The organism is Streptomyces sp. 142MFCol3.1 (genome assembly GCF_000424945.1).
GTDB classification, from domain to species: Bacteria; Actinomycetota; Actinomycetes; order Streptomycetales; family Streptomycetaceae; genus Streptomyces; species Streptomyces siamensis.
Window position 1 is genome coordinate 175,673 of record NZ_AUKV01000017.1, and the last position, 23,504, is coordinate 199,176.

A 23,504-nucleotide genomic window follows, 5' to 3' on the forward strand; every position below is an offset into this window, starting at 1 on the left:
GCCGCGGCGACGTACGGGGAAACGCCGCCCGGCGCCTCCCCGTCCCGGCCGTGCCGGCTCAGTCGAACCAGCGGTCCCGCGCGAGCTCTTCGGTGCGCGAGGGGTCCTCCAGCAGGGCGGCCACCTCGAAGCGGCGCGGCCACTGACCGGCCGCCCAGGCCAGCCCGGCCGCCACGCCCTCCAGGGTGGAGGCGTGCAGCACCCCGTCCCGTGTCCGCCGCCAGTCGAGTTCGACACCGTCGACGACGAGTTCCTCGTGCTCGACGTACGACGTGGGCACAGACGGCCCCAGCAGGAGCCGCACGGACTCCGGCACCTCGTGCTCGGCTCCCTCGGACGTCACCTCGCCCGTCACCGACTCGCTGAGCCGCCGCACCTGGAACAGCTCGGCGAGATCGGCGGCCCGCGACGGCCGTACCGGCAGCAGCGGGACACCGTCCGTGAAGGGCAGCAGGTCGGGCGAGTCGACGACCACGGCGTCGGCCGCGTCCACGACCCGCACCGCCCCGTCCACGACGGCCCGCAGCTCGTCCGGCAGCGTCACCTGCTCGGGATCGAGATCCGCCAGCGCGCCGTACAGGGCATGCAGTTGCGAGCCGGAGACCTCGCGGTCCGGATCGGCGAGCCGGTCGAGCAGCTCCGCGGCGCCGCCGGGTTCGTCGAGGAGGGCGGCCACCGACGTGCGGACGCCCAGCGCCCGCAGCACCTGTTCGTCGTCGAATCCGGTGGCGTCGGCCTCGTCGTACAGGCCGTGCAGCAGCGGATCGCCGCCGGCGGCCCGCAGTCCGGCCGGGCGGCGCCCGTCCAGGACGGGGTGCCCGCGCAGCCACCACGCCGTGTAGGGCCGGACGATCTCGTGCGTCCCGTCCGGCAGCAGGATGCGCACCGGCTGCGTCAGCGCGTCCCGCAGCGGCGGCTGCGAGAGCAGGGCGAGTGCCTGCGGCCACCGCTCGTCGTCCACCAGGTCCAGGTCCCGCACGGCGACGATCTCCGTGGCCACCGGCGGCACGGGCGTGTCGGGAAGCCGGTCGAGGACGTCCTCGCACCACACGTCGACGGCGTCGAGCAGCCCCGCGTCGTCGGGCTCGGCGAAGTCCCCGTCGCGCGGCTCCAGTTCGTCCGGGTCGAGGACGACATCGGTGGCACGCACGAGCGCGAAGTCGGCCAGCACGCCACAGGCCGCCAGCGGCTGCTCGCCCCATCGCTCCGCCAACTCCGCGTCCACGAAGCCGACTTCACCCTCACGAACGACCTGCGCGAACGGGCTGCCGGCCAGCACCAGCTCACCGGCGGGCGCCGGCTCCCCCTCGTCGTCCGGGAGGGCGAGCGCGCCCAGCCAGGGCTCGTCGCCCGGTTCGAGACCGGCGTCGCGGACCAGCGCGAGCACGGTGTCCGCCAGTTCCTCGGCGTCCGGCGCGTCCTCGTCCCACGCCACGCCCTCGTCGTCGAGCGAGGCGGCGACGGCGGCCCGCACCTGCGGGGTCGTGAGCACGGCACGCGGCGTCGCCGGGAGGGCGCCCAGCTTCTCCAGCAGCGGATGGGCGGCATCCGGGTGCGCGACCTTCAGGCCGAGCCGGGCCAGGGTGTCCGGAGCGGCGGACCCCGTGCCGTCGGGGGTGGGCAGCAGGATCTGCCGGGGTCCGATCGTCGTCCGGCCGTCGGCGAGCGGCACCGGCAGCCCGGAGAGCCGGTCCGGGTCCACGCCCGCGAGGCTGTCGTACAGCCGGTGCCACCACGCCGGGTCCTTCTCCAGGCCCGCCAGCCGGTCCACCACCTCCGTCAGCGGCACCCGGGCGACGCCCAGGGTCCGCAGCTCCACCCGTCGTTCGAGTCCGGCAGGAAGCAGACTGGGCAGCACCTCGGCGAGCACCCTGACCGTCTCCGCGCCCGCTCCCTCGACCACCTCGGCGTCCCGGGGCCGCAGCGCGGCCGGATTCTCCGCCGTGCCCTCCGGCCAGTCGGCCGGAACCTCGGGTGTCCGGTCGAGCGGGGCCGCCGGCGGCAGGAACGCGGTGCGCGGCAGCCGGTCCAGGATCGCCTGGCGCAGCGCCCCGTCCAGTTCGCCCTTGCCCAGCGGGCCGGGCACCAGATCGATGATCCCGGTGTCCACCGGCCGCCAGGCCGCCAGCAGCTCCGCGTACGCGTCCGCCGCGCGCTGCACCAGGAAGTCGGTCAGCGGGCCCGGCGCCGCGTGGCGCCGGGCCGTGTCCAGGGGGAGCGAGGCGATCAGCAGCGCGGGAACCCCCAGCGGCTCGTCGCTGGGGGTGGGCGCGTGCACGACCGGGCTGGTGCGGGGCCGGGCCGGCGAACCGTCGCCGTCGACCGGCACCGCCCAGGTCACCGACCAGTGCGGGCGCAGCCGCTCCTCGACCGGGCGGTCGGTGAGCAGCGACGTCTCCAGCGGGCCCTGGCGGGAGACGGTGCGGTAGCGGCTGGTGCCGTCCCGGGAGTCCTCGACCACGACGTCGTCGCCCTCGGCGCGGCGCCGCAGGGTGCGGACCTCCTCGGCCCCGGCCTCGACGACCACCTCCTCCAGGCCCGGCAGGGCCAGCAGCAGAGCGTCGTCGACGTTCTTCAGCAGCCGCTCGGCGAGAGCCTCGGCCGCCGGGTCCCGCAGCGGCAGGATCACGACCGTGTCGTACGGGTCCGGAGCGGTGCCCTCCGCCGCGAACGGGAGGCGCAGCAGGGGCACATGACCGTCCCGGCGGCGGATCTCGTCGCCCAGTCCAGGGCTGTGCCGAGCCGTGTCGGCGGCCAGTTCCCGGGCCTCCGCGAGGGCCCAGCGGACACCGCCGTGCCGGCCCACCACGGCGGGCTCGTCGGTCACCGCGAGGACGGCCGCGAAGCCGACGCCGAACCGGCCGACCGCCGTGTCGGGAGCGTCCCGTTTCGCGGACGCGCGCAGCGTCGACAGCGACTCCACACCCGCCGCGTCGAGAGGGGCACCCGTGTTGGCCGCGACGAGCACGCCGTCGCGGAGGGTCAGCCGCAGCCGGCCGGGCACGCCCGCCCGGGCCGCCGCGTCCGCCGCGTTCTGCGCGAGCTCCACCACGAGCCGGTCGCGGTAACCACCGAGGACCAGGTCCTCCTCCGCGTTGGCGTCCTCCCGGAACCGGGCCGGGCTCGTCGCCCAGGCGTCCAGTACGCCCCGTCGCAGGCGCGCCGTCCCGAACGGGTCCGCGCCCTCGGCTGCCGGCCGCACGAACTTGCTCACGGTTCACTCTCCCTCTCGGCTGGCGCGACCGCGAGTGCTGCGCCGCGCCCGGTCGCGGCACGAAGGTACCGCGCGCCGGGAAGGGCCCTGGCCTCGCCGTCCCTCGTCCCGGGGCGACGGCGCCGAGGAAACGCCTGAGGGCCGGGTGTCGTCCGGATCAGGCCACAGGGGTGGGGGCCCGTCGCCCTGCGTGGGTCGGCGGGGGCTGGTCGCGCGGTTCCTCGCGCCCCTGGGGGTATGCGGCTGAGGCCTCGCGGTCCTGTGCGGGTGCCCCGTGGCTCGGCGCGCAGTTCCTCGCGCCCCTGGCCGGGCCCCGTCAGGGGCGCGGGGAACTGCGCGACCAGCCCCCACCCACCCGCGGCACACCACGAACCGAACCACGCACAGCCCCACCCACGAACCGCCGTACTCGGCCGGGCCCCGTCAGGGGCGCGGGGAACTGCGCGCTCGGCCCAACGCACCCGCGGCGCACCACGCACCGGGACCAGGCACAGCCCCACCGCGTACCCGGCCGGGACGGCAGTCCGCTAGGAGTGGCCCAGTTCCGCCGCCGACTCGTCCGTGGTGACCGACACCGAACCGGAATCCGGGGCCGGGCGCAGCGGGAACGGCTCGACCTTCGTCTCGTCGATCACCGGAGGTGCCGGCCGCGGGGGCTTCGGCATGACCGCCGCCTCCGAGTGGCCGCCACAGCCGTAGGCGAGGGACACGACCCGCCCGTCCGCCGGCGAGAACTCGTTGGCGCAGACACCGAACGCCTGGCCGAGCGAGCCGCGGATCGGATTGAGGAAGCCGCAGCTCAAGCACGTGGCGGGCGCGGCCTGCGCCATGGCGGTCTTCGGACCGTACGCCTCTTCCCAGCGGTCCGCCGCCACATGCAGGCCGTAGCGGGACAGCACCCGGGCGCGCCGCATGCCGAGTTCCTCGGCGACGGCGCTGATCGACCCGCGCCGGGGTGCGACCGGCAACGAGGCCGGTGCCCCGCCGGCGACCTCCGCGTCCTCGGCCTCCACCAGCTCGGCCATCTCCTCGGAGACCGCGGAGTTCGGCGGGGGCTCCTCCTCGCCCGAGAATCCGGGCTCCAGCCGCAGATCGTCGGCGTCCGTGGGCAGCAGGTCGCCCGGGCCCATGTCCCCGGGGCGCAGCCGCTCGCTCCACGGCACCCACTCCGGCGCGAGCAGCGCGTCGGGGCCGGGCAGGAGCACCGTCTCGTCGAGCGTCACGACCTTGGCGCGGGAGGCGCGGGCCACCGTCGTCGCCCAGCGCCAGCCGCGGTACCCGGGCTCCTTGCACTCGAAGAAGTGCGTGACAACGCGGTCCCCCTCGGAGACCAGCCCCACGTGCTCGCCGATGACGCCGGGTGCGGCGACCTCCTCGGCGGCGGCGCGGGCGAGGTCGACCGCCTCGGCGCACAGGCGGTCGGGGGTGCGGCTTCGCGTTGTCGCTGCGCTCACAGGTATCGCTTCTCTCCTACGCCGTCTCACGGGTGCGCCATTCCTCGGCGGGAGTGCGGACGGAGCGGACCGGAGGACCGCGTCGACGTCCGCGCCCGATCGCACTCGGGCGCACCTACACCATCCATTCTGCGGGATGGCCGAGAGGCGCGCGGCCGAGAACTTTCGCCGTGGGCGCGCTACGCACGCTACCTTCTCCCGGCCTCTGGGCCCACACCGGCGGGCGTCTTCGGCGCTCCGCGCCGGGTTCTCGTGCTCGGCGGCCGGTCCTGGACCCGCCCCGCCGCACGTTCTCGGCCGCCGCCACGGGCGCCCCGACCGCCGCAGGAGAGGTCCGGCATGGCGCGAAGACGTCCTCCCGCGCCCGAACTCCGGCACCTCCCCCGGCGCACGGGCACGCCGGCCGCCCTCGCCGCCGCAGACCGGGCCGTTCCCCCTACTCACACGATCCTCCGGAACGCCACTCCGCGGGCATACGCGCGGTAACCCCGCTACGATCCGCCGACTCGGGGCACTATGACGGAGTGGCAGGCGCAAGGTCGTCCCAGGGAGCCACCGGGGTCGGTGGCACCAAGGGGAGCAGTCGAAGCGGCGGATCGGGCCGGGTGAGCGGTTCCGTCCGTGCGGTCGGGCGTGCCCTGCACCTCCCGGTCACGGGGACGGCGCGCGGCATCCGCAAGGCGACGCACGCACACGGCGCGGGCGAGTCGGGGCTCGGCAAACTGATCGAACTCCACGGGGTGAACGGCGCCGGCGACGTCATGATCACCGTCGCCCTCGCCTCCACGGTGTTCTTCTCCGTCCCGACGGACGAGGCCCGCGGCCGCGTGGCCCTCTACCTGGCGATCACGATGGCGCCGTTCACACTGCTCGCCCCCGTGATCGGCCCGCTGCTGGACCGGCTGCCGCACGGCCGCCGGGCCGCGATGGCGGGCGCCATGCTCGCGCGGGCCCTCCTCGCGCTGCTGCTGTCCAGTGCGGTCGTGACCGGCGGCATCGAGCTGTACCCGGCCGCGCTCGGGGTGCTGGTCGCGTCGAGGGCGTACGGAGTGGTGCGCAGCGCGGTCGTGCCCCGGCTGCTGCCACCGAAGTTCTCCCTGGTCAAGGCGAACTCCCGGGTCACACTCGGTGGTCTCCTCGCCACCGGTATCGCCGCGCCGATCGGTGCGGGCCTCCAGGCGCTGGGACCCCGCTACCCGCTCTACGGCGCCTTCCTGATCTTCGTCGCGGGTACGTTCCTGTCGTTCTCGCTGCCGCCCAAGGTCGACTCGGCCAAGGGCGAGCACAAGGCCCTGCTGGCCGCGGACGCGGACCATCTGCACGGGCCGCACGCGAAGAAGGCGCCGCGTCCCGGACTGCGGACCGTCGGCACGGCCGTGACGCACGCGCTGGCCGCCAACGCCTCGCTGCGCTGTCTCTCCGGCTTCCTGATCTTCTTCCTGGCCTTCCTGCTGCGCGAGCACCCGCTGACCGGTGAGAGCGCGGCCGTCTCGCTCGGGATAGTGGGAGTCTCGGCGGGTGCCGGCAACGCGCTCGGGACCGCGGTCGGAGCCTGGCTGAAACAGCGCGCTCCGGAGATCATCATCGTGACGGTCGTCGCGTTCGTGCTGGGCGCCGCGATCACGGCGGCGATCTTCTTCGGCGCCCTCCTGGTGGCGTGCCTCGCCGCGGTCGCCGGGTTCGCGCAGGCACTCGCCAAGCTGTCGCTGGACGCGCTGATCCAGCGGGACGTCCCGGAACTCGTCCGCACCTCGGCCTTCGCCCGCTCCGAGACCCTGCTCCAGATGGCGTGGGTGATCGGTGGCGGGATCGGCATCGCCCTGCCGCTCAACGGCACGCTCGGACTGTCGGTGGCGGCGGCGATCGTCGCCACGGGTTGGCTCACGACGGTGCGGGGCCTGCTGAGCGCGGCGCGCCACGGCGGGCAGGCCCGGCCCAGGGTGGCGTGAGCCGCAGGTCCGGCCGGGGGCCCGGGACGGCACGCCGTACCCCAGGTGGGGAGAGCGGTGCGGGTGCCCGATAGCCTTCGGCCATGACCTCCCTGCCCCGCGGCAGAGCCGCCAATGGACATCGCCGTCGCGCCGTTGCCGCTCTCGGCGCCGTTTCCGCCGGACTCCTCGTCCTGTCCGCCTGTGACAAGCCGACGCCGCTGACCACCGTCACGGTCGGCAGGAACTCGGTGAGCTCCGAGACCGACTGCTACAACGACGGCAACGCGGTGAAGACCGCGGACCTGGCGAAGTGCCTGAAGTCGAAGGACATCAAGTCCATCACGGTCGACCCCGACGAGACCGTCCGGTTCGGCGTGGACCCGGACGTCGCGGACCAGGGCTGGACGATCCTGATGAACGGTCAGCCGCTGACCGACTCCAGCAAGAAGACGTACCGCACCATCCCGGGCAGCGTGTTCTTCAACGCGCAGTACGGCGCCAGCGGCGACTCGACGCTCGTCTCCATCAAGGCGGGCGAGAAGGACGTGACCGGCCTGTGGTCCTTCAAGCTCAAGAAGGACAAGGACGCCTGATCGCCGTCACGGGGCCGCACGTTCTGGTGGCCACCGCGGTCCCGGTCGAGCGGGACGCGGTGGCCGGGGCGTTCGCGGCCCGGCCACACCAGGTGCGCCTGCCCGGGGCGGTCCTGGAGCGGCTGTCCCCCGAGGTCTGCGGTCCGGCTGACGCGGGTGTCACCCTCGATCTGCTGGCGGCGGGCGTCGGCCCCGCCCTCGCCGCCGCCTCGACCGCCGCCGCGCTGACCGCGGCGGCCCTCACCGGTACCCCCTACGACCTCGTCGTCTGTGCCGGCATCGCCGGTGGTTTCCAGCCCGAGGCACCCGTCGGGTCGCTCGTCGTCGCCGACGAGATCACCGTGGCCGACCTCGGCGCGGACACCGCGGACGGCTTCGTCCCGGTCACCGGCCTCGGCTTCGGCACCGTCAGCCACCGTCCGCCGGGATCACTCGTACGAGAGCTCACGGCGGCCACGGGTGGACGGTCCGGGACGGTGCTCACCGTCTCCACCGTGACCGGCAGCGCCGCCCGCGCCGCCGAACTGCGCACCCTCCATCCCCGTGCCCTGGCGGAGGCGATGGAGGGCTTCGGGGTCGCCGAGGCCGCCGCGGCCCAGGGTGTGCCCGTCCTGGAGGTCCGCGCGGTCTCCAACCCCGTGGGCCCGCGCGACCGCGCCGCCTGGCGCATCGGCGACGCTCTCGCAGCCCTCACCGAGGGATTCGGGAAGCTCGCGCCCGTACTGGAGAGTTGGAACCATCATGACCGCACCGACTGAGTCCCTGCAGATCGCCTACTCGCCCTGCCCGAACGACACCTTCGTCTTCGACGCCTGGGCCCACGGCCGGGTGCCGGACGCGCCCGCGCTCGATGTCACCTTCGCCGACATCGACGTCACCAACGGCATGGCCGAGCGCGGCGAGTTCGACGTGCTGAAGGTGTCGTACGCCGTGCTCCCCTACGTCCTGGACAAGTACGCGCTGCTGCCGTGCGGGGGCGCGCTGGGGCGGGGCTGCGGGCCGCTCGTGCTGACCCGCGAGGCCGACGCCGACCTCACCGGCCGCACCGTCGCCGTGCCGAGCGAGAGGTCGACCGCGTACCTGCTGTTCCGGCTGTGGGCGGCGGACACCGTCGCGGGCGGGGTCGGCGAGATCGTCGTCATGCCGTTCCACGAGATCATGCCTGCCGTGCGGGACGGGAAGGTCGACGCGGGACTCGTCATCCACGAGGCGCGTTTCACCTACCAGAACTACGGGCTGCACAAGCTCGCCGACATGGGCGAGCACTGGGAGCGGACCACCGGGCTGCCCATCCCGCTCGGCGCGATCATCGCCAAGCGCTCGCTGGGCGACGAACGGCTCCAGGACCTGGCCCGGGCGGCGCGCGCCTCGGTCCGTGCCGCCTGGGACGACCCGGAGGCCTCCCGCCCCTACGTGCTGGAGCACGCCCAGGAGATGGACCCGAAGGTCGCGGACCAGCACATCGGCCTGTACGTCAACGAGTTCACGGCGGACCTCGGCGACGACGGCTACGCGGCGGTCCGCGGCCTCCTCACGCGCGCGGCGGCCGAGGGGCTGGTGCCGCCCCTCGGACCGGACTCGCTGGACTTCCCCTGACGGACCGCGGGCGGCCGCGGGACGGGGCTCGGAAGGGTCACACGTCGAGCTGGTCGGCGACCGCCCGCAGCAGGCCCGCGATCTTCTTGCCGGACGTCTTGTCGGGGTAACGGCCCTTCTCCAGCATCGGCGTGATGTTCTCCAGGAGGGTCGTCAGATCCTGGACGATGGAGGCGAGTTCGTCCGGCTTGCGACGCTGGGCCGCGGCGACCGAGGGGGTCGGATCCAGCAGAGTCACCGAGAGCGCCTGATCGCCCCGCTGACCGGCGACGACACCGAACTCCACGCGCTGGCCGGGCTTGAGAGCATCGACTCCGGCGGGCAGGACCGAGGAATGAACGAAGACGTCGCCGCCGTCGTCGCGGGAGAGAAAGCCGAAGCCCTTCTCGCTGTTGAACCACTTGACCTTGCCGGTAGGCACGTCTGTCCTCGTCCTCGTACTCGTCGGAAACTGCTCGGAAAACTGCTCGGGCCGTCGCGAGTGCAACTGCCCGTAAACGGCTCTGGATAGCACTACAGCGGGTCGTCGGACCCGCCGGTACCAAGGCTAATGGTCCGGCGGCTGGTGACAAGACGTCGCTGGATTGTTCCTTCGCGCTGGGAACTACCCTGGTCGGGTGCGTGACAAAACCCAAGCGAATTCCGCCGAAGCCGGTGACCGGCTGATCCGTGTCGGTGCCATCGTCTTCTTCGTCGGAGCTTTGGCCACACTGGTCACCGTGGCCCCACTACTGCTCGGCACGACTCCATTTCCGACCTACATGTTCGGATTGAGCATGCTCATGGGGGTCGGATTCCTGTTGGCCGGAGCCGGGGTGCTCCAGTCGATCGCGGCGGGCCGCCGCCGGGCACGCGCCGCGCGTTCCTGACGACACCGGACGACGGGGTGGCGCCGCGCGGCGCCACCCCGGGCGGTGGTGTGCCCCCGTCACCGCCGGCGGTAGCTCTCCAGCCACGCCGGGAACTCCGTCAGGTCGGTGAGGACGACGTCCGCGCCCGCCGCACGCAGCTCCGCCTCGTCGCACGGCCCGGTGGTCACGGCGACGGAGTACGCGTCCGCCGTGCGGGCGCCGCGTACGTCTCCGGTGTGGTCGCCGACGTACACGCTCGCGCCGTACTCGCGCAGCGCCTGTGCCTTCTGCTCGGCCCACAGATCGCCGACGACGGCGTCCGCCTCGATGCCCAGGTGCTCCAGGTGCATCTTGGCGTTGGGCTCCCACTTCGCGGTGACCACGAGGGCCCGGCCGCCCGCGGCCCGCACCGCCGCGATCGCCTCCCGGGCACCGGGCATCGCCGGCGTCCCGGTGATGGCGTGCTCGGGGTACATCTCGCGGTAGAGGTCCGCGACGGCCGCGACCTCCTCGGCGGGGAACCAGTTGACGAGCTCTTCCTCCAGCGGCGGCCCGAGCCGCGTGATCACCAGATCGCAGTCGATGTACGTGCCCGTGCGCGCGCAGAGCGCCCGGTAGCAGGCCTGGATACCGGGACGGGAGTCGATCAGGGTCATGTCGAGGTCGAAGCCGACGGTCGGCGCGGGGGAAGTCATATGGGCCATTGTGCCCACCGGCTCCGGGCGACCTGAGGTCAGCCTCGGCGCCGGGACCGCCACACCAGGTACAGGGCGGAGGCCACGGCGGCTGCGCGGACCACCCAGGGCCACGTCCCGGCGAGCGCGTCCTTCATGTGCCCCTCGGCGATGGGCTCGCCCCAGCGGCCGTTCGTACGGCCCCACAGCCACACGAGGCCGCCCGCGACCGACAGGCCGGGCAGGACGAGGACGGCCCACTTCGACTCGGCGGGCGTCAGCCGGCGTGAGGCGTAGGCGATGAGCCAGCCCAGCGCCAGGGCGAACCAGTTGCCGAGGACGGCCCCGGCGACGAGGAGTCCCGCGGCGAACAGCAGCAGCGGGTTGCCGTAACCGCTCAGGCGGGGAAGCAGGCGGCGCCGGCCCGCCTCCTCCTCCGCGGGCTGCGCGGCCTTCTCGGCCTCCCCGGCCGCCACGGCGTCCCGGGCCTCGGGCACCGCCTCCGCCGCGGGCTTCGCCACCCCGTCGGCCTTCTCCCCGGGCGGCGGCTTGAGCAGCTCCGGGATCTCCACGCCCCCGACGAACCCCGGCACGCTCTCGCCGGGCCCGAAGACGCTGCTGTCCACCCGCCACCAGTCGGGCTGCGACGCGCTGTCGCCGAGCTCCGCCGCGCTCGCCAGGTGCGGCGGGGACGGGACGTCGGCCTCGGTCGCCCCGGTCGGCTCCGGCTCCGCGGGGCGGGGTCGCGGCACGACGCGGCGCAGGCGGCCCCGGGGCCGCTCGTCCGGTTCGGCGGCGCGCTGGGTGGGGACCGCGGCGCGGGGCTCCGCGGCGGGGCCGGCCCCGCCGCCACGCCCGGCCGCCGCGACGATCTCGTCCGGGGTGCCGAGACGGTCGAGGATGCGGCGGACCGCGGCGGGGCTGTCGACCGTGGCCTTCGACCGGCGCCGGTCGATCTCGTTGCGCAGCTCGGACACCAGGCGCATCCGTGTCGCGGACGGCAGCTGGCGCTGCTGGGCCAGGTCGCCGACCCGGCTCAGGTAGTCGAAGACGAGCTGGTCGCTCTCAATCCCCACGAAGTCCCCTCCGGGGTGGTCGCGTTGGATGCCCGGTGGTGACGGTACCGGTTTTTCGGCCCCCTCCGCCCCAGCCCGTCCCGCACCCGGGGCTCCGCCCCGGACCCCGCTCCTCAATCGCCGGAGGGGCTGGACTGTGCCGTCCAGGGCCGGAGAGTCCCAGCCCGTCCGGCGATTGAGGACGAGGCCGTCCAGGCCGATACGGGGGTCCGGGGGCGGAGCCCCCAGGAACGAGGGACGGGCGAGGGCGGAGGGGGCGAACCGGCTCTGTGGCCGGAAGCAACCGCTACCGTTGGCAGGATGAGCCCCGAGACGACCGCTCCGCGTTCCCTGGCGGAAGCCCTGCGCGCGCGGGACGACGTCTCGCTCTCCGCCCTCCTCCGTTCCCGCCCCGACCTGATCACGCCCGTCCCCACGGACCTGACCCAGCTGGCGACCCGCGCGGGCACCCGTGCCTCGGTGGTGCGGGCCCTGGAGCGCCTGGACCGGTTCGCGCTCCAGACCGCGGAGGCCCTCGCAGTGGCGGCGGACCCGGCGACGTACGACGAGCTGCTCGGCCTGATGGCGGGGGACGACGGCGATCCGGCGGTCACGGCTGCGTTCCCGGGCGCGCTCGCCACGCTGCGCGAGCAGGCGCTCGTCTGGGGCCCCGACGAGCGCCTCCGCCTCGTGCGCACGGCACGGGAGCTGCTCGCTCCGTCCCCGCAGCACCCGTCCCCGACGGGCCTGGGCCCGACCGTCGCGGAGGCCACGGCCGGCATGTCGCCGGGGCGTATCCAGGAGATCGTGGCGGAGGCCGGACTCGCGACCACCCACGACTCCGTGTCGGCGGTCGCGTCACTGACCGGCCTGTTCACCGACCGGGTCCGGATGTCGGCGCTCCTGGACGAGGCCCCCGCCGAGTCGGTGGACGTGCTGTCACGGCTGGTGTGGGGTCCGCCCTACGGGCAGGTGACAGCCGACCCGGCACGCCATCTGCGCTGGCTGACGGACCACGGACTGCTGCTGCCCACGGCGCCCGGCACGGTCGTGCTGCCCCGGGAGGTCGCCCTGCACCTGCGGGCGGGCCGCGCGCACCGGGTGGCCGAGCCGGTGGCGCCCCCGGTCGAGGCCGCGGCGGCACACCGTCCACAGGTTGTGGACGCGGCGGCGGCCGGACAGGCGTACACCGCTCTCGCGACCGTCGAGGAGCTGCTCAAGGACTGGCACGAGGGCGGACCCGCCGTGCTGCGGGCCGGCGGGCTGAGCGTCCGGGACCTGAAGCGGACGGCGGTGGCGCTGGACGTGGCGGAGCCGATGGCCGCGTTCTGGGTGGAACTCGCCTACGCGGCGGGCCTGTTGGCATCGGACGGCGAGGCCGACGAACGGTACGCGGCGACGCCCGCCTACGACGAGTGGCTGGAACTGCCCGCCGCCGAGCGCTGGGTGGGGCTCGTCTCCGCCTGGCTGACCGCGACCCGGACGGCGGGCCTGGTCGGTGGGCGGGACGCGAAGGACCGCGCCCTGTCGGCCCTCGGCCCCGGCCTGGACCGGTCGGCGGCGCCCGAGGTCCGCCGCCGGGTCCTCACCCTTCTCGCCGGCCTCCCCGAGGGCGCGTCCCCCGCACCGGACTCGCTCCTCGGCCGGCTGCGCTGGGAGCGCCCGCTGCGCGGCGGCCAGTCCGCCACGGACGATCTGCGGGTGCGCCTGGCCCGGTGGACCCTGTCCGAGGCGGAGCTGCTGGGCGTCACGGGCCGCGGAGCGCTGTCCCCGGCCGGGCGGGCGCTGCTCGGGCTGCCGTCGCCCTCCTCGAAGGCCGGGCACCGCGAACCGGCGGGGCCCGGCGACAAGCTCCCCGCGCACCGGCACCACCACCCCGCGCCCGCCGGGCCGCACTCCCCCGCCGAACAGGCCGAGGCGGCCTCCCGGGCCGCCCGGCTCCTGGCCCCGCTCCTGCCGGAGCCGCTGGACCACGTCCTTCTCCAGGCGGACCTGACGGCGGTCGCTCCGGGCCCGCTGCTACGACCGCTGGCGGACACGCTGGGCGTCCTCGCGGACGTGGAGTCCAAGGGCGGGGCGACGGTCTACCGGTTCACGCCCGGCTCGGTGCGCCGCGCGCTCGACGCGGGCCGCTCGGCGTCGGACCTGCACGCCTTCCTCGCCGCCCACTCCCGGACACCGGTGCCGCAGCCGCTCGCCTATCTGATCGACGACGTGGCACGCCGGCACGGCCATCTGCGGATCGGCGCGGCCTCGGCGTACGTCCGCTGCGACGACGACGCGCTGCTGAGCGAGATCCTCGCCGACAAGCGCTCGCAGGGGCTGCGGCTGCGCCGTCTCGCGCCCACCGTCCTGGCCGCCCAGGCCGATCCCGCGGCGCTCCTCGAAGGCCTGCGGTCCATGGGTTTCGCGCCCGCCGCCGAGTCCGCGGAGGGCGATGTCGTGATCACCCGGGCGCACGCCCACCGCACCCCGCCGCGCACCGCGCCCGAGCCCGTCCCGGAGGGCCCTCCGGTCCCGGACGCCACCCTGATCGGCGCCGCGATCCGCGCGATCCGCGCCGGCGACATGGCGTCCACGACCCCGCGCAAGCAGACCGACCCGGCCGGCGACCACCCCGGCGGCGACCTGCCGCGCACCGGCTCCGCCGAGACTCTCGCCACCATGCAGGCAGCGGTCCTGACCGGCGAGTCCCTGTGGATCGGCTACGTCAACGCCGAGGGTGCGGCCAGCCAGCGCGTCATCGCCCCGGTCCGGGTCGAGGGCGGCTTCGTGACGGCGTACGACCACACGGCCGACGAGGTGCGCACGTACCCGCTGCACCGGGTGACGGGCGTGGCGGAGCTGGCGGACGAGGAGGCCTGAGCGACGGCCCGGCATGATCGCCCGGCGGTGCGGCACACTGGACGTTTGGCCGGTCGTCCGCGCGGGACGCCGGCACGCAGAAAGGGACGGGCGTGAACGGACCCCTCATCGTCCAGAGCGACAAGACGCTGCTGCTCGAAGTCGATCACGAAATGGCGGACGCCTGCCGCCGGGCCATCGCGCCGTTCGCCGAGCTGGAGCGCGCGCCCGAGCACATCCACACCTACCGGGTGACGCCGCTCGGTCTGTGGAACGCACGCGCCGCCGGGCACGACGCCGAGCAGGTCGTCGACGCGCTCGTGGAGTTCAGCCGCTACCCCGTGCCGCACGCCCTGCTGGTGGACATCGCGGAGACGATGGACCGCTACGGGCGGCTCACCCTGAGCAAGCACCCCGCCCACGGGCTCGTCCTGACCACCACCGACCGGCCGGTCCTCGAAGAGATCCTGCGCTCCAAGCGGATCATCCCGCTCGTCGGCGCCCGGATCGACCCGGACACCGTCGCCGTGCACCCCTCGGAGCGCGGGCAGATCAAGCAGACGCTGCTGAAGCTCGGCTGGCCGGCCGAGGACCTCGCCGGGTACGTCGACGGCGAGGCCCACCCGATCGAGCTCGCCGAGGACGGCTGGGCGCTGCGGCCGTACCAGAAGCAGGCGGTGGAGAACTTCTGGCACGGCGGCAGCGGCGTGGTCGTCCTGCCCTGCGGTGCCGGAAAGACGCTGGTCGGCGCCGGGTCCATGGCGCAGGCCAAGGCCACCACCCTCATCCTCGTGACCAACACGGTCTCCGCCCGCCAGTGGAAGCACGAACTGGTCAAGCGGACCTCGCTGACGGAGGACGAGATCGGCGAGTACAGCGGTACGCGCAAGGAGATCCGGCCGGTCACCATCGCGACGTACCAGGTGCTGACCACGAGGCGGAAGGGTGTCTACCCGCACCTCGAACTCTTCGACTCCCGCGACTGGGGCCTCATCGTCTACGACGAGGTGCACCTGCTGCCGGCCCCCGTCTTCAAGTTCACCGCCGACCTCCAGGCCCGGCGGCGCCTCGGCCTGACCGCGACGCTCGTCCGCGAGGACGGCCGCGAGTCGGACGTCTTCTCGCTGATCGGGCCCAAGCGGTTCGACGCGCCGTGGAAGGAGATCGAGGCGCAGGGGTACATCGCCCCGGCGGACTGTGTGGAGGTGCGGGTCAACCTCACCGAGTCGGAGCGGCTCGCGTACGCCACCGCCGAGACCGAGGAGAAGTACCGCTTCTGCGCGACGACGGCGACCAAGCGGAAGGTCACCGAGGCGCTGGTGCGCCGCTTCGCCGGGCAGCAGATCCTCGTCATCGGCCAGTACATCGACCAGCTCGACGAACTGGGCGAGCACCTGAACGCGCCGGTCATCAAGGGCGAGACGAGCAACGCGCAGCGGGAGAAGCTGTTCGACGCCTTCCGTGAGGGCGAGATCAGCGTGCTCGTCGTGTCGAAGGTCGCGAACTTCTCCATCGACCTGCCGGAGGCGACCGTCGCCATCCAGGTGTCCGGGACGTTCGGGTCGCGCCAGGAGGAGGCCCAGCGGCTGGGCCGCGTCCTGCGGCCGAAGGCCGACGGCCACCAGGCGCACTTCTACTCGGTCGTCGCCCGCGACACCATCGACCAGGACTTCGCCGCGCATCGGCAGCGGTTCCTGGCGGAGCAGGGGTACGCCTACCGGATCGTCGACGCGGACGAACTGCTCGCGGAGGACTGAGCCGGCGCCGGGAGCGCCGCCAGGGCCAGCAGGGCCAGAGCGAGCAGCGGGTAGGGCGAGGCGAGCGGCTGCTGCCACCAGGGGAGCCGGAGGTCCAGGTCCCCCTGGTGCGGCACCAGCCAGAGCGTGCGGGCCGCGAAGACGGCGGCGACCGCGCCCGCCGCACGCGGGCCGTGCCCGGCGTACAGCACGGCGATCAGCGGAACGCACCACACCCAGTGGTGCGACCAGCTGATCGGGCAGATCAGCAAGGCGGTGAGCGCGGTGACGAGGACGCCACGACGGTCGTCGCGCGCCCGGCGGGCCAGCCACAGTCCCGCCAGGGCGACCGCCAGCGCGGGCACCGCCCACAGCGGGCCGGGCGCCGGGTCCCCGAGGGCGCGGGCGATCATCCCCTGGAGCGACTGGTTGTCGACGATCCACGCCCTGCCCACGCGGCCGGTCTCGAACAGGCGCCGGGTCCAGAAGCCGACGCTGGCGTCGGGCAGCACCAGCGCGCCCAGCAGGACCGTGCCGGCGAAGGCCGTCGCGGCGGTGGCCGCCTCCCGGTGGCGGCGGGTGAGCAGCAGGTGGAGGACGAAGACGGCCGGGGTCAGTTTCACTCCGGCCGCGATGCCGAGCGCGATGCCCTTGCCCCGGGCGCCGGGGGGCCGTGTCAGGTCCCACAGGATCAGGCAGACGACGGCGAGGTTGACCTGCCCGAAGAGGACCGTCTGGAAGACGGGTTCCAGCCACAGGGCGAGCGCGGTGGCCGCGCCGAGGAGGGGCAGCCGCACCGGCAGCCCCGCGAGCCGGCAGGAGAGCCGTACCAGCACGGCCAGCAGCGCGAGGTTTCCGACGACGAAGACCGCCTTGAGGACGCCGACGGGGAGCAGGGCGGCCGGGACGAACAGGAGCGCCGCGAAGGGCGGGTAGGTGGCGGGCAGCCGCCACTCGGTGACGGTGAACCTGTAGAGGTCCCGGCCGCCCAGCACGGCCGCGCCCTCGGCCCGGTAGACCAGCACGTCGGCCATGGGGGCGTGCGTGCCGACGCACAGCAGACAGAAGGCGAGGACCGAGCAGCCTGCGAGAAGACCGGCGCGGGGACCGGCGGGCAGGCGCGGGACGAGCCGGGCGCGCGGCTCGGTCCGCGGGGACCCGGCGCCCGCAGCCGTGCGAGCGGGCTCGGTGCCCTGCTCGGACACCTCGGACGAGCGGGCGGGCACGGCGCCGGGGTGCGGGCGCGGGGGGACGGGACGCACGGGAGCGGGGCTCGGGTGCGTGGGTGCGGGCTCGGGGTCCGCGGCGGCGGCTCCGAGCAGTCGTCGGACGGGCACTTTCCGTAGCGGCACGAAGTGACCCTAGTGGGCCGAAGTCCCCGCCCCCGCGCGCGGCTCACCCCATCGGGCCACCCGCCCCGACACCCCCCTCGCCGAAACCGGCGAGCACACGGCCCCGGGCCGGCGACTCTCAGGCACCCGGGCACCCGGGCACCGGCCCGCCGCCTCGGGCCACGCAGGCCGTCGCGGGGCTCCCCACCGGCACGCGGCCCGCCGCCCGCCGCGCCTGGCCGCCGGGCCCGCGTGCGGCTCGGCGCACCGCAGGCACGGCCCGGCGCGCGGGTTACCGCGTCGCGGGCACGAGCCCGCAGGCACGAAGCCCGTGTGCGGGTCACCGTGCCGCAGGCAGGCCCCACGTGCGGGGGCAGGTGCCGGGGGCCCGGGCCCGCGCGGCGGGTCACCGCCGTCGTACGCCCGCTTCCTCGCCGTACTCGCCGAGGAGCACCACTCCGAACGCCGCCTCCGCGAACACCTTGACCGCGCGCAGGGCGTCGCCGAGGCGGTGGCGGTGGTGCGCGCCGGAGGAGAGGGCGGTCGCGCCGCGGTGCGGACCGTGAGGGCCGGAGGCTGGGTTGAAGGTCGCTGCGCTCATGTATCCATGGTGGGTTCCCGGGCCTCGAACGGCCTCGGCCCATGGACCGAACCTGGACACCCCTCAGGTACACCCCCGGGGTACCCCTCGTACGCCTCGCGACGGACCCCGCCCCCTAGGGACCCGGGGCCGGCGCCCCTGAGGCCGCGGCGTCCGGCCCCGTCGCCGCGCCCACGGGTCCCCGGAAAAGCATTGGCCCAGGCCGCGCCCCCTCGCCTACAATCTCCGCTCTTGCCCGCCTCCCGTCGTGGAGTGCCGCCGCCCGGCCGGAAACCGGACGGCATCCAGGAATCACCCACGAGGTACCACTCACGCAGCAGGTTTCCGGAGGCATCGCCTTGTCCACCCCGTCCGACCATCCGCTCGGCTCCGACGACCCCCTCTCCCGCGAGCGAAGCCACCTGACCCGGTCCCGCGCCGCCCTGCGCGCGATGCGCGAGGACGTGGAGAACCTCGACATCAGCGACGTCACCGCGAACTGGGTGAACGCCGAGGTTCTGCACCGGCAGATCGACGAACGCATCAAGGCCCTGGCCGATCTCAGTCACACGCCGCTGTTCTTCGGGCGGCTCGACTACCTGCACGCCCCGGGCGCCGACCGGGCGGAGGGCGCCGAGGGCGAGCGCTTCTACATCGGGCGACGGCACGTGCACGACGCCGACGGCGATCCGATGGTGATCGACTGGCGCGCGCCGGTGTCGCAGCCGTTCTACCGCGCCTCGAAGAACGACCCGATGGACGTCGGCCTGCGCCGTCGTTTCGGCTACACCGCCGGCGACCTCACGGCGTACGAAGACGAGCACCTCTCCGACCCGGCCGAGGCCGCGACCACCAGCAGACTGCTCCAGCAGGAGATCGAGCGCCCGCGCGTCGGCCCGATGCGCGACATCGTGGCGACCATCCAGCCCGAGCAGGACGAGATCGTCCGCAGCGGGCTGTCCGGGTCGGTGTGCGTACAGGGAGGTCCCGGCACCGGGAAGACCGCGGTGGGCCTGCACCGGGTCGCCTACCTGCTGTACGCCCACCGGGAGCGGCTGGCGCGCACCGGCACCCTCGTCATCGGGCCGAACAAGTCCTTCCTGCACTACATCGAGCAGGTCCTGCCGGCCCTGGGCGAGCTGGAGGCGCGGCAGGCGACGGTCGACGACCTCGTCGCGCATGTCGAGGTGCGCGGGAGCGACGGCGCGGCGGCCGCCGTGATCAAGGGCGACGCCCGGATGGCCGAGGTGCTGCGCCGGGCCGTGCGCTCCCACGTGACCCTGCCGACGGAGCCGGTCGTGGTGGTGCGCGGCTCCCGGCGCTGGCGGCTGCCCGCGTACGAACTGGAGGAGATCGTCCGGGAGTTGCTCGACCGGGACATCCGGTACGGCGCCGCGCGGGACGCCCTTCCGCAGCGGATCGCGCATGCCGTGCTCGTCCAGATGGAGCGCTCGGGCGAGGCGCCGGACGACCGGGTGCAGGACGCGGTCGCCCGCAACGCCGCGGTGAAGGCCGCGGTCAAGGCGGTGTGGCCGCCGGTCGACCCGGCCAAGCTGGTGCTGCGGCTGCTGTCGGACGCCGACTTCCTCGCCGCGCACGCGGAGGGGCTCCTCGACGAGACCGAGCAGAAGGAGATCCTCTGGGAGAAGCCGGCGCGGAGCGTGAAGTCGGCCAAGTGGTCGCCGGCGGACGCGGTGCTGGTCGACGAGGCCACCGACCTCGTCGAGCGGACGCACTCCCTGGGGCATGTGGTGCTCGACGAGGCGCAGGACCTCTCCCCGATGCAGTACCGGGCCGTGGGGCGTCGCTGCACGACCGGTTCGGCGACGGTGCTCGGGGACCTCGCGCAGGGCACGACCCCCTGGGCGACGCGGAGTTGGGACGAGGCCCTGCGCCACCTGGGCAAGCAGGAGGCCGTGATCGAGGAGCTGACGGCGGGCTTCCGTGTGCCGACTGAGGTCATCACCTACGCGTCCCGGCTGCTGCCGCACATCGCGCCCGGGCTGGCGCCGGTGGCGTCGGTGCGTGAGAACCCGGGCTTCTTCGAGGTGCGGACGAGTTCGGGCGACTCCGACGTCGTCCGGGCGGCCCGGGAGCTGCTCGGCCACGAGGGCTCGATCGGGCTGATCGCCGCCGACGCCCGGATCCCCGTCCTGGCCGAGGAGTTGGCGGCGGCGGGGCTGGCGTATCTCGGCCCGGGCGAGGAGACGACCGCAGAGACCCGGCTGACCCTGGTGCCGGCCTCGCTGGCGAAGGGCCTGGAGTACGACTACGTGGTGCTCGACGAGCCGCGGGCCGTCGTCGACGGGGAGCCGGACGAGCGGACGGGACTGCGCCGGCTGTACGTGGCGCTGACCCGTGCGGTCTCGGGCCTGATCGTCACGCACGCCGCACCACTGCCGCAGCAGCTGGGCTAGGGGGTGGCCCCCGGCGCGTCGCGCCGGGGGCCACCGAGATCCTTGCGGGTGCCGCTACTTGAACTTGCGGCTGGTCGCCAGATAGACCTGCTTGGCGTTCTTGCCGAGGCGCGGCCCGGTGATGAACGACTTGCGGTCGCTCAGCGAGTTGTTGGAGACCAGATAGGTCCGGCCGTTGTGCGACATGAACCAGGGGCCGCCCGAGGCACCGCCGTTCATCGTGCAGCCGATCATGAACTGGGCGGGGACGTCGCGCGCCAGCACGAAGCGCTTGGCCGCGCCCCGGCAGTCGTACATCTTCGACCCGTCGTAGGGCGCCTCGGCGGGGTAGCCGCGGACCTTCATGTTCTTGACCTTGTTGGCAGCCGGGGCGTTGAACCAGACCGGCAGGGCCGAACCGAGGCGCTCCTGGAGGGACTTGCCGCCGTTCTCGGGCTTCACGTGCAGCACGGCGTAGTCGTAGCCGGCGGCCGCGTTGCCCTGGTGCCCGCCACCGGCGATCCACTGGGAGGACGTGGTCGCCCAGTTCGCCCACCAGATGCCGTACGGGGAGACGGACCTGGCGCGCGGGTCGGTGATCTGCCGGTTGCTCAGCTTCGCGCCGTTGTTGAAGGAGGGCACGAAGGCGATGTTGCGGTACCAGCCGCCGCCCTTGCCCGCGTGCACGCAGTGACCCGCGGTCCACACCATGTTCGACTTGCCCGGGTGCGCCGGGTCGGTGACGACCGCAGCGGAGCACACCATGCTGCCCTGGGGCGAGGTGAAGAACAGCTTGCCGACCGGCGGGGCGTAGTGGTGGTAGGTCGCCTTCACCTTGGTGGCGGCCTTCCGCTTCACCTTGCCGTCGGGCAGGTACGAGGTGGCGCTGCTGCCGGAACCGGAACTGGTGCTGCCCGCCTGGGCGACCGGGATGCTCGCCTTCGCCTGCGCCATCCGCTCCGGCGTCCAGAAGTCCTTGATGTACGGGTTGGCGAAGTCCTCGGCCTTGGAGGCCCAGTCGCCGAAGTCCTTCCAGCCGCCGTTCTTCCACTTGTCCAGGGCGTCGCCGCTCAGGTCGGTGGGGATACCGGCGGGCAGCTTGTAACCGCCGAGCGAGGTGGAGCCGTCGTCGTCACCGGTGTCGACGTTCTTGTCGGCCTGGGCGGACGACGTGGGCTGCGAACCGGCCGCGTCGTCGTCCTTCTTGCTGTCACAGGCCGTGGCGGTGACCATGACGGCCGCGATCACGGCTGCGGCGGCCGCGAGCGAGCGGCTGCGTATGGATGGCATGGAGCTCTTTCCCCCTGTTGCTGCGTGCTTCGTGCCGCGCGCACCCGCCCGGGCCGCTTGCGCCACGTACGTATTGTCATGACCCGGATCAGACCGGGGCGTCTTTACTATGCACGCACGGGCCCGCGGGGAGATCGCCGGGGAGCACTCAGCACACAACAACTACGCGGCGGATATGGATCCGTGACCTCGCACCGCCCGCCGGAGGCCGGCAGGGCAGCGCCCCCGCCCGAGCCCGCTAAGCGTCCAGGACCGTCCGCCACTGCCGGACCGCGTCCGCCGAGACGGGTCCGCTCCAGCCGCCCGGGCGCGCGGCACCGCCGATGTGGAAGGCGTCGACGCCGGCGGCGCGCAGCCGCGGCACATGGTCGAGGCGCAGCCCGCCACCGACCATGATCCGCGGCTCGTAGCCCGGTTCGCCGCTCCGCGCGGCCTCGGCGACGAGGGTGACCAGCCCGTCGTCCACGCCCGCCGCGGAACCGGCGGTCAGATAGGCGTCCAGGCCCGGCAGGTCCGCGAGCTGCTTGCGCAGGGCGTCGCGGTCGGCGGCGCGGTCGATGGCGCGGTGGAAGGTCCAGCGGCAGCCGTCGAGTTCGGCGACGATCCGCTCCACGGCGGCCAGGTCGGGACCGCCGTGCTCGTCGAGGAAGCCGAGCACGAACTCGTCGGCCCCCGCGGAGCGCATCTCACCGGTGACGCGGACGAGCGTGTCGACGTCGCCCGCCGCGAAGCCGTCCGCCAGGCGGAGCATCACGCGCAGCGAGATGTCGACGGAGGCGCGAATGCCGGCGAAGGTCTTCACCTGCGGGGTGAGTCCGTCGGCGGCCATGTCGGTGACCAGCTCCAGCCGGTCAGCGCCTCCCGTCTGGGCGGCGACCGCGTCCTCCACGCCGAGGGCGATCACCTCCAGGACCGCGCTCTTGCGCTCGCTCATCGGACCCCTTCCCTCGGGCGGCTACAGGTCTAGTCCAATCCCAGAGTACGCGTCCGCGATGTTCTTCGTCCCCTCCGCCCCTGCCGAAACCCCGGCCCGGCCCCGGCCGGGACGCGGACCGATGCAGACCTGAACCCGGACCCGGACCCGGACCCGGACGCGGACGCGGAGCGTGAACGGCGGAGGCGGAGCCCGTGGGCCCGGTCCGGGACCGGAACCCCGCAGGGCCCGGCCGCGACGGCCGCCGGCGTCAGCCGAAGATGTTCAGCTCCTCCTCCTTCGCGCCCGCCAGCTCGTACCGCGCCCCGTCGACCGGCCGCCCGGAGCACAGCCGTACGAGCGTGGCGGAGTCGCCGAGATACCGGGCCGGCGGCCGGTCCCCCGGCACGCTTCCCAGCCGCAGCGGTTCGTCGACGTCGTCGAGGTCGGCGTGCAGCGGCACGCGCTCCTTCTCCCGGCTGACCCGCACGAGCAGCGTCAGCGCGTACGGCAGCCCCACGCCCCCGTAGGCCCCGGGCGCGCCGAACGTCTCGCGCACGTCCCCGGCGTGCACCCACTCGCCGAGCGCGATGCCGTCGAGGACGCCTCCGGCCCCGGCGATCACCGGCCCGGCCTCGGTCATGCCCCGTTCCAGTTCGTCGACGACCTCGGCCGTGGACCAGCCGGCGCGGTCGGCGATGTCGCGGTCGTTGGACTCGGGACTGAACACCCCGGGCTCGAAGCGGCTCTCGACCACCCGCATCAGCGCGGCCGAACAGTGCGCCAGCAGGTCCCGCACGCTCCAGCCCGGACACGCGGCCGTCGGCAGCGCGAAGTCCGCGTCCGGGCGGGCGCGCAGCAGCGGCAGCAGCGCGTCGCGCTCGGCGAGCAGGAGCCGCCCGGGGAGTTCGGGATCCCTCACGTCGTACGCATCTTCAGAAACCATGGCTCCACGCTAGGCACCGCACCCGCGCGACGGCGAGGACAATGACGACACGAACGGGCCGCGCCGGGACCGGCGAGGACCGGTGTGAGGGACAGGACCG

At 74.1% G+C, this 23,504-nt stretch carries 18 protein-coding genes; 8 read left to right on the plus strand and 10 right to left on the minus strand.

Annotated elements, in window-relative coordinates:
* Window positions 1–58 precede the first annotated feature (58 nt).
* Window positions 59–3,214 carry a sacsin N-terminal ATP-binding-like domain-containing protein gene (locus H305_RS0125210; RefSeq protein ID WP_028802846.1) on the minus strand — a complete coding sequence of 1,052 codons (3,156 nt, stop codon included), beginning with the start codon at window positions 3,212–3,214 and terminating at the stop codon, window positions 59–61.
* Window positions 3,215–3,741: 527 nt separating this feature from the next.
* On the minus strand, window positions 3,742–4,668 hold the full coding sequence (locus tag H305_RS0125215; protein ID WP_028802847.1) for a DUF3027 domain-containing protein: 927 nt from the start codon (window positions 4,666–4,668) through the stop codon (window positions 3,742–3,744).
* Between the two features lie 524 nt (window positions 4,669–5,192).
* On the opposite strand from H305_RS0125215, the gene H305_RS0125220 reads away from it, so the two are divergent.
* From H305_RS0125220 to H305_RS0125235, 4 genes are all read left to right on the plus strand, one after another.
* The gene (locus H305_RS0125220; RefSeq protein WP_028802848.1) at window positions 5,193–6,617 is read left to right on the plus strand and encodes an MFS transporter; all 1,425 of its coding nucleotides are present in this window, start codon (window positions 5,193–5,195) and stop codon (window positions 6,615–6,617) included.
* An 83-nt stretch (window positions 6,618–6,700) separates the two neighbouring features.
* On the plus strand, window positions 6,701–7,192 hold the full coding sequence (locus tag H305_RS0125225) for a hypothetical protein (protein WP_051370938.1): 492 nt from the start codon (window positions 6,701–6,703) through the stop codon (window positions 7,190–7,192).
* Entirely contained in the window at window positions 7,156–7,950 is a 795-nt protein-coding gene (locus H305_RS0125230) for a futalosine hydrolase (protein ID WP_078629239.1), read from the plus strand. The genes H305_RS0125225 and H305_RS0125230 overlap by 37 nt, the downstream gene beginning before the upstream one ends.
* Window positions 7,934–8,788: a 1,4-dihydroxy-6-naphthoate synthase gene (locus tag H305_RS0125235; RefSeq protein WP_028802851.1), complete on the plus strand. Its 855-nt coding sequence runs from the start codon at window positions 7,934–7,936 to the stop codon at window positions 8,786–8,788. Before H305_RS0125230 ends, H305_RS0125235 begins: the two co-directional genes overlap by 17 nt.
* A gap of 37 nt (window positions 8,789–8,825) precedes the next feature.
* On the opposite strand, the gene H305_RS56105 is transcribed toward H305_RS0125235, so the two are convergent.
* Complete coding sequence (locus tag H305_RS56105; RefSeq protein WP_028802852.1) at window positions 8,826–9,209, minus strand: cold-shock protein; 384 nt, start codon at window positions 9,207–9,209, stop codon at window positions 8,826–8,828.
* Window positions 9,210–9,405: 196 nt separating this feature from the next.
* Here H305_RS56105 and H305_RS0125245 point away from each other — a divergent pair, with 196 nt between their 5' ends.
* The gene (locus H305_RS0125245) at window positions 9,406–9,657 is read left to right on the plus strand and encodes a hypothetical protein (RefSeq protein WP_028802853.1); all 252 of its coding nucleotides are present in this window, start codon (window positions 9,406–9,408) and stop codon (window positions 9,655–9,657) included.
* A 59-nt stretch (window positions 9,658–9,716) separates the two neighbouring features.
* On the opposite strand, the gene H305_RS0125250 is transcribed toward H305_RS0125245, so the two are convergent.
* Both H305_RS0125250 and H305_RS0125255 read right to left on the minus strand, forming a co-directional pair.
* On the minus strand, window positions 9,717–10,343 hold the full coding sequence (locus tag H305_RS0125250; protein WP_028802854.1) for an HAD family hydrolase: 627 nt from the start codon (window positions 10,341–10,343) through the stop codon (window positions 9,717–9,719).
* Between the two features lie 29 nt (window positions 10,344–10,372).
* Window positions 10,373–11,389 (minus strand): hypothetical protein, encoded by a 1,017-nt coding sequence (locus H305_RS0125255; protein ID WP_028802855.1) that lies wholly within the window; start codon window positions 11,387–11,389, stop codon window positions 10,373–10,375.
* A gap of 300 nt (window positions 11,390–11,689) precedes the next feature.
* On the opposite strand from H305_RS0125255, the gene H305_RS0125260 reads away from it, so the two are divergent.
* Both H305_RS0125260 and H305_RS0125265 read left to right on the plus strand, forming a co-directional pair.
* Window positions 11,690–14,233, plus strand: a complete 2,544-nt coding sequence (locus tag H305_RS0125260; protein WP_028802856.1) for a helicase-associated domain-containing protein — start codon at window positions 11,690–11,692, stop codon at window positions 14,231–14,233.
* A 92-nt stretch (window positions 14,234–14,325) separates the two neighbouring features.
* Window positions 14,326–15,969 (plus strand): DNA repair helicase XPB, encoded by a 1,644-nt coding sequence (locus H305_RS0125265; protein WP_028802857.1) that lies wholly within the window; start codon window positions 14,326–14,328, stop codon window positions 15,967–15,969.
* Here H305_RS0125265 and H305_RS0125270 read toward each other — a convergent pair.
* The gene (locus H305_RS0125270; RefSeq protein ID WP_078629243.1) at window positions 15,927–16,982 is read right to left on the minus strand and encodes a glycosyltransferase 87 family protein; all 1,056 of its coding nucleotides are present in this window, start codon (window positions 16,980–16,982) and stop codon (window positions 15,927–15,929) included. The two genes, H305_RS0125265 and H305_RS0125270, sit on opposite strands and share 43 nt — an antisense overlap.
* 703 nt (window positions 16,983–17,685) lie before the next feature.
* Window positions 17,686–17,880: a hypothetical protein gene (locus H305_RS0125275; protein ID WP_028802859.1), complete on the minus strand. Its 195-nt coding sequence runs from the start codon at window positions 17,878–17,880 to the stop codon at window positions 17,686–17,688.
* A 338-nt stretch (window positions 17,881–18,218) separates the two neighbouring features.
* On the opposite strand from H305_RS0125275, the gene H305_RS0125280 reads away from it, so the two are divergent.
* A complete protein-coding gene (locus tag H305_RS0125280) occupies window positions 18,219–20,276 on the plus strand; it encodes a HelD family protein (protein WP_028802860.1) in 2,058 nt (685 codons plus the stop codon).
* 54 nt (window positions 20,277–20,330) lie between these two features.
* On the opposite strand, the gene H305_RS0125285 is transcribed toward H305_RS0125280, so the two are convergent.
* The 3 genes from H305_RS0125285 to H305_RS0125295 form a co-directional block, all read right to left on the minus strand.
* On the minus strand, window positions 20,331–21,545 hold the full coding sequence (locus tag H305_RS0125285; RefSeq protein ID WP_028802861.1) for a trypsin-like serine peptidase: 1,215 nt from the start codon (window positions 21,543–21,545) through the stop codon (window positions 20,331–20,333).
* A gap of 238 nt (window positions 21,546–21,783) precedes the next feature.
* A complete protein-coding gene (locus tag H305_RS0125290; protein WP_028802862.1) occupies window positions 21,784–22,479 on the minus strand; it encodes a copper homeostasis protein CutC in 696 nt (231 codons plus the stop codon).
* 250 nt (window positions 22,480–22,729) lie between these two features.
* Window positions 22,730–23,404, minus strand: coding sequence for a maleylpyruvate isomerase family mycothiol-dependent enzyme (locus tag H305_RS0125295; protein WP_028802863.1), 675 nt, complete (start codon window positions 23,402–23,404; stop codon window positions 22,730–22,732).
* Window positions 23,405–23,504 lie beyond the last annotated feature (100 nt).

Coding starts and splice junctions, on each gene's coding strand:
- H305_RS0125225 (WP_051370938.1), top strand. CDS start 6,701: ATGACCTCCCTGCCCCGCGGCAGAGCCGCCAATGGACATCGCCGTCGC.
- H305_RS0125270 (WP_078629243.1), bottom strand. CDS start 16,982: ATGGCCGACGTGCTGGTCTACCGGGCCGAGGGCGCGGCCGTGCTGGGC.
- H305_RS0125290 (WP_028802862.1), bottom strand. CDS start 22,479: ATGAGCGAGCGCAAGAGCGCGGTCCTGGAGGTGATCGCCCTCGGCGTG.
- H305_RS0125275 (WP_028802859.1), bottom strand. CDS start 17,880: ATGAGCGCAGCGACCTTCAACCCAGCCTCCGGCCCTCACGGTCCGCAC.
- H305_RS0125235 (WP_028802851.1), top strand. CDS start 7,934: ATGACCGCACCGACTGAGTCCCTGCAGATCGCCTACTCGCCCTGCCCG.
- H305_RS0125260 (WP_028802856.1), top strand. CDS start 11,690: ATGAGCCCCGAGACGACCGCTCCGCGTTCCCTGGCGGAAGCCCTGCGC.
- H305_RS0125285 (WP_028802861.1), bottom strand. CDS start 21,545: ATGCCATCCATACGCAGCCGCTCGCTCGCGGCCGCCGCAGCCGTGATC.
- H305_RS0125295 (WP_028802863.1), bottom strand. CDS start 23,404: ATGGTTTCTGAAGATGCGTACGACGTGAGGGATCCCGAACTCCCCGGG.
- H305_RS0125250 (WP_028802854.1), bottom strand. CDS start 10,343: ATGGCCCATATGACTTCCCCCGCGCCGACCGTCGGCTTCGACCTCGAC.